Annotated in this window: 3 protein-coding genes; 1 reads left to right on the top strand and 2 read right to left on the bottom strand. The window is 38.8% G+C overall.

The genetic code is table 11. The features are described from left to right. Positions 1–189: 189 nt before the first annotated feature. Positions 190–2,313, bottom strand: coding sequence for an ATP-binding protein (locus QZU45_RS12070; protein ID WP_295355638.1), 2,124 nt, complete (start codon positions 2,311–2,313; stop codon positions 190–192). Positions 2,314–2,876: 563 nt separating this feature from the next. On the opposite strand from QZU45_RS12070, the gene QZU45_RS12065 reads away from it, so the two are divergent. Then, entirely contained in the window at positions 2,877–4,184 is a 1,308-nt protein-coding gene (locus QZU45_RS12065) for a BspA family leucine-rich repeat surface protein (RefSeq protein WP_295355636.1), read from the top strand. Between the two features lie 201 nt (positions 4,185–4,385). Here QZU45_RS12065 and QZU45_RS12060 read toward each other — a convergent pair whose 3' ends face one another. Beyond that, positions 4,386–4,568, bottom strand: coding sequence for a PD-(D/E)XK nuclease domain-containing protein (locus QZU45_RS12060; protein ID WP_295355634.1), 183 nt, complete (start codon positions 4,566–4,568; stop codon positions 4,386–4,388). Between the last annotated feature and the right edge of the window lie 345 nt (positions 4,569–4,913).

Raw genomic sequence — 4,913 nt, 5'->3', positions numbered from 1 at the left:
TAAATTTTCTCTTCCTTTGAGTCAAATTCAGTGATATTTTTCTCAATTTCAATTAAAAATTAAGAAATAATTCGCTAATTCGGTTAATACATTTTCCACAAGCAATCAAATAGATCTATGCGCCACAGATAAAAAGCTCCACTGAAATCCTATCCCAATGGAGCTTTTAAATGACTGAAAAACAAAACTCTAAATAAACCCAATCCTCCTGTAACTCCCCTCAGGCTTATTATCCTTAAAGCCTATCTCCTGCTCTAAGGCCTTTATCAGATCATCATTTGAAGGATTATCCTTCTCACTGAAGATTGAGCTGAACTTACCTTTAACCACATGGAAGTCACCTGGAGTCAGAGTCTTAAGCTTATGCAGTCTTAAAGTTTCCTTTTCACTAAGAGAGGTCTTGCTTAAAGGCTTGAGTAAACTCTCATACAGAGCATCGAGCTGTTTACCCTCTGAGTACTTAAACTCAAGCTTGGTAGTAAAGCGTCTCATCACTGCAGGATCTAAGCCTTTGACAAGATTGGTTGTACAGATAAGGATGCCTCGGAACTCCTGCAGCTGAGTTAAAAACTCATTCACCAGAGTCTTCTCCCAGGAATGGTTAGCCCCTGCCCTGTCATAGAGGAAGCTGTCAACCTCATCGATAATCAGGATCTCCTTTTTAAGATCAAGATTATTAAAGGTCTCCGCCACCAGCTGCTCACTGACACCAACATAGCAGTTGAGCAGATCACTGGCCTTTTTAATCACCACCTTTCTTTTGGTTATTTTTGCAAGGTAATGGCCAAGCTCAGTCTTACCGGTTCCTGGAGGGCCATAGAAAAGAATGGTACCAATGCCCTTCTCTGGACTTTTAGTTCCCTTAACCGTTTCATGAAGCTTTTTAAAGCCTTCAATGAATCTGTTGATATCACAGTTGAAGTTAACCGCATCAGTTGAATAATCATCCATCTTAGGAGTCTCACTCTTCTTCTTTTTTATGTTCTTTTTAAGAACTTCTGAGGAAATACCATCCTCACGCAGAGAAACGTAGGACTCAAGCTGCGTTCTGAGGATAGAGGCAAACTCCTTTTTACCCTCTTTGCAAAGCGTCTTAGCACAGAGGACACTCTTGTCGATTACCGATACAGGAGCTTCAAAATCGGCATTAAGGGTATTTAAAGCCTTTGAGGAGATAAAGCCTTTTACCTCATACTTGTTGAGGACAAACTCCCAGATCTTAAGCTGCTGTTTTTTATTGAGCTTAGGAAAATACAGACTGAAATCGAATCTGCGTCTTACCGCCTGATCAACATGATCAATCTGATTGGTAATCCAGATGATGCTGACATCACTCTTCTCCAAAAAAGAGTTAAGCCATGCCTTATCCTTAGAGAATCTGTTATTGCCAAAATCGGTTGATAAAAGACGTTCGGCCTCATCCACCAGCACCAGAGGTTTCTGTTTGTAGCGTCTGGCAAAATTAACACAGGCGGCAAGCGAGAGGCGTCGGTCTGCATCATTGTCGTCAACTCCGGAGCTTACAGAGAACACAGTCAGATTAAGCTCTTTTGCCAGAGTCTTTACAAGAGAGGTCTTACCGGTACCAGGTTCACCGTAGAGCAGAATATTGGTATTCTTGCCCATGGCTCCTGAGAGAAAGCTTTTGAGCATATTCATAGCCTTATCCTCGACCATGAAATCCTCAAGCTTTAAGGAATCGCTGTATTCAAGCCTGTCAAACCATTTTGATGGATCACTTTTTAAGAAAGGATCATAGGTATCTAAGATCTTATCTGACAGATGATGATCAAAGTCGTCTTCCATTCTCACAAAAAAGCCCATTCTAAAAAGCTCATTGCCGATCTTTCTGAACTTCTCGGCACTAAACCCCAGGCAGTAGGCATACTCTTCAATCTTCTCATCCTTATCAAGATCCATGTAGGATAAGGTATTATACACAGCTCTTTTACGGGCAATGACCACATAGGAGGTAAGATACTCGATCCACTGTCGGTCGATACCCAGATACTTCGCAATCTTGCCTTCAGCATTGCTAAAGCTGTTATTATCAGGAACTGTAAACTCTCCCTGAGCCTTCAGCACTGAGATAATCTGTTTTTTGATTACAGACCAGAAAATCTTAGCTTCAGCATGAGAGAGCTCCATATCAATGAAGCGGAGCAGATTAGAAAATTTTGAGGATCTTTCCTTATACTCATCAAGATCCTGCTTTCTATGTATGGAAAACTTATCCCAGAGGCCTTTTTCAAAACCGTCAAAATCGTTAATGACGCATGAAACACACTCACAAAGATCATCATGATCATTCATCTTCACAAAGTATTCTGCATCAAGCTCACAGGTACGGATAAGGAATTAGATTTACGAGCAATAAATAAAGACTTAGGTGAAAGGCTTTTATCTAATCATCAGTTCATATCATAACTCTCTGTAATTTATAGGCTAATACTGAAAGGAGCAGCCTTTAAGGTTGAAGCTTTATCCCCTTTTCTATCTGTTTCTGTATAAATGATAAATCCTGAGTGTTCCAGATTTTAATAAGTATAAAAATTATTTTATAAATTTTATCTGTTCGTATGTAAAAATTATGGTTAAAGCTGATAAATAAAGGGTTTATAGCTTTAAAGTCAGAAAAAAAGCTACCAGAATACGAACTTTATTACCAGATGTAAGCTTCAGAACAGTAAATAACAAAGGCCGTTTAAATCATCTTTGAATTACATTTGAATCACGTTTGACTCCCCCAATAAGCCCCCAGTTTTTCTGAGAATACACTTTAAATTCTGGAATTAACTGTTATTAAACTTTACACAGAATAAAGATAAAACTTTTGAGGAGCAGGTATGTGCTATGCAGATGAACACAGGATCATTGTGCGATCTAAAGAAGAGCTTTTGCAGATTATAGACAGCAGGATCAGATCGTTTGGCCCTGAATGCTCCCTAAACGATCTTGATGTTTCCAACATAACCGATATGAGCAGACTCTTTTTGAACTCAGATTTTAATGGCGATATTTCAAAGTGGGATGTATTCAATGTTGAGGATATGTCCTATATGTTCAAAGGCTCAAAGTTTTCAAAAGACATCTCCTCTTGGAACATAATAAGAGCCTGGAAGACCATTGAGACCGCCTTTAAGGATACTCCTTTTGAGGACAATCCATTTTTGCTTTTTGATTTTTTTAAAATGGACCGCTGGCATGAGGACATACTGAAAAAGGGAGGAAAGATAAAGGTTAGAACCAACAGTGAGCTCCGCCTCTTAGTCAGGCAGCTTATAAGAGAATACGGCAACAGCGCCAATCTGAATGTGCTTGATGTCAGCCTGCTTACCGATTTTTCCTATGCTCTGTCGAATCTGAAGTTTAACGGCAAGATCTTCGCCTGGCGTTTTCCTAATACTGCAACCTGCTTTAAAGGCATGTTCATGAATGCTGACTTTAATTCTGATATTTCAGAATGGAATGTCTTTCATGTGCATAGTATGAGGAAGATGTTTAAAGGCAGTACCTTTAATGGTGATATCTCAAACTGGGATGTAATAAACTGCAGAGATATGTCAGCAATGTTCAGGGCCTCCAAATTTACCGGTGACATCAGCAAATGGAAAACAACAAATGTTACCGATATGAGCTATATGTTCTGCAAATCAGAGTTCAACGGAGATATTTCACAGTGGAACCTGATATCGGTTAAATCGCTTGAAGGAACCTTTAAGAAATCAGTATTCAATCAGGATATCAGTAAATGGAAGGTAGGCTGCTGCAGGAACTTTGCCTACTGTTTTTACAAATCTGAATTTACCGGAGATATTTCAAACTGGCTTGTCAGCGCCGCTGAGAACATGGAGTACATGTTCAGTAAGTCAGTCTTCAATGGAGATATAAGCCGCTGGAATGTATCTAATGTAGGAAAGATGAGCGGCATGTTCAGTGGTTCAAAGTTTAATCAGGATATTTCAAAGTGGGATGTTTCTAGTGTTTATGAAATGAGCTGGATTTTTGAGGATTCTGAGTTTAATCAGGATATCAGTGACTGGGATGTTTCGCATGTCGATGAAAGCTTTTCTATGTTTGACAACTGTCCTTTTGATGGTGATTTAAGCCGCTGGCAATTAGGAGAGCATTGTTGGATTGATGAACATCTGTGGTACCTGATGCATAAGGATCTGAAAAAATGATTGGATACAAGGCTTAAAAAAATGACATGCCCCACCTTAATAGAGGAAATTCCTGTGAGCAGGAGCAGAAAAGAAGAGAAAAAAAATCCCCCCTGGGATTATTTATTATCAGCCAAATTAACTGGAGACTGAACATAACATAACATTCCATTCCGCCAAAACCGGTTCCTTAGCATATACATTCCTGTACTGCTCGTTAATTTATGGATCTGCATATATTTTCTTTAAGATCTGTTCTGAAGCGTATTCAGCACTCTTAATCCGGCTCAAGCGGTCATTCTCGCCTTTCTTAAACTCCAGAACAGTTACCGTCTCAGAAGAATCCTGCTTGAGAACAATATCAGGAAAACCGTCCCCTCTTTCCATTTCTTCGTGAAATTCCATGTCCCTTGAGGTGCATGCAGGAGCTACCCCCAGACCATAAAACCATGACAATATAGTTCATGACCAGTATTCCTGATACTTAAAAAACTCTTTTAACATAGAGCTTATGAGAGTTTTGGCTTCTTCAGCTTTATTTTCAATGAGCAAGTCTACAAGACTTAATGCCTTTTTATACCAGTGAAGATTTTTTTGAATAAAGTGCGTTGAAATTTTCTAAAAGTTAGTTTTAAATTGCAAAATTCATATGACTTTTTGTATTTTTCTTGCAAAAGTCATAGGACTTTTTGTAATTTTCTTGCAAAAATCATAGGACTTTTACTAAACTTAACAGTAGAAATACCTCAA

Origin of the sequence: uncultured Succinivibrio sp. (assembly GCF_902756765.1) — a bacterium.
Classification (GTDB): Bacteria; Pseudomonadota; Gammaproteobacteria; order Enterobacterales; family Succinivibrionaceae; genus Succinivibrio.
Note: the sequence above shows the minus strand (reverse complement) of the source record. Positions and strands in the feature narration are given on the sequence as shown.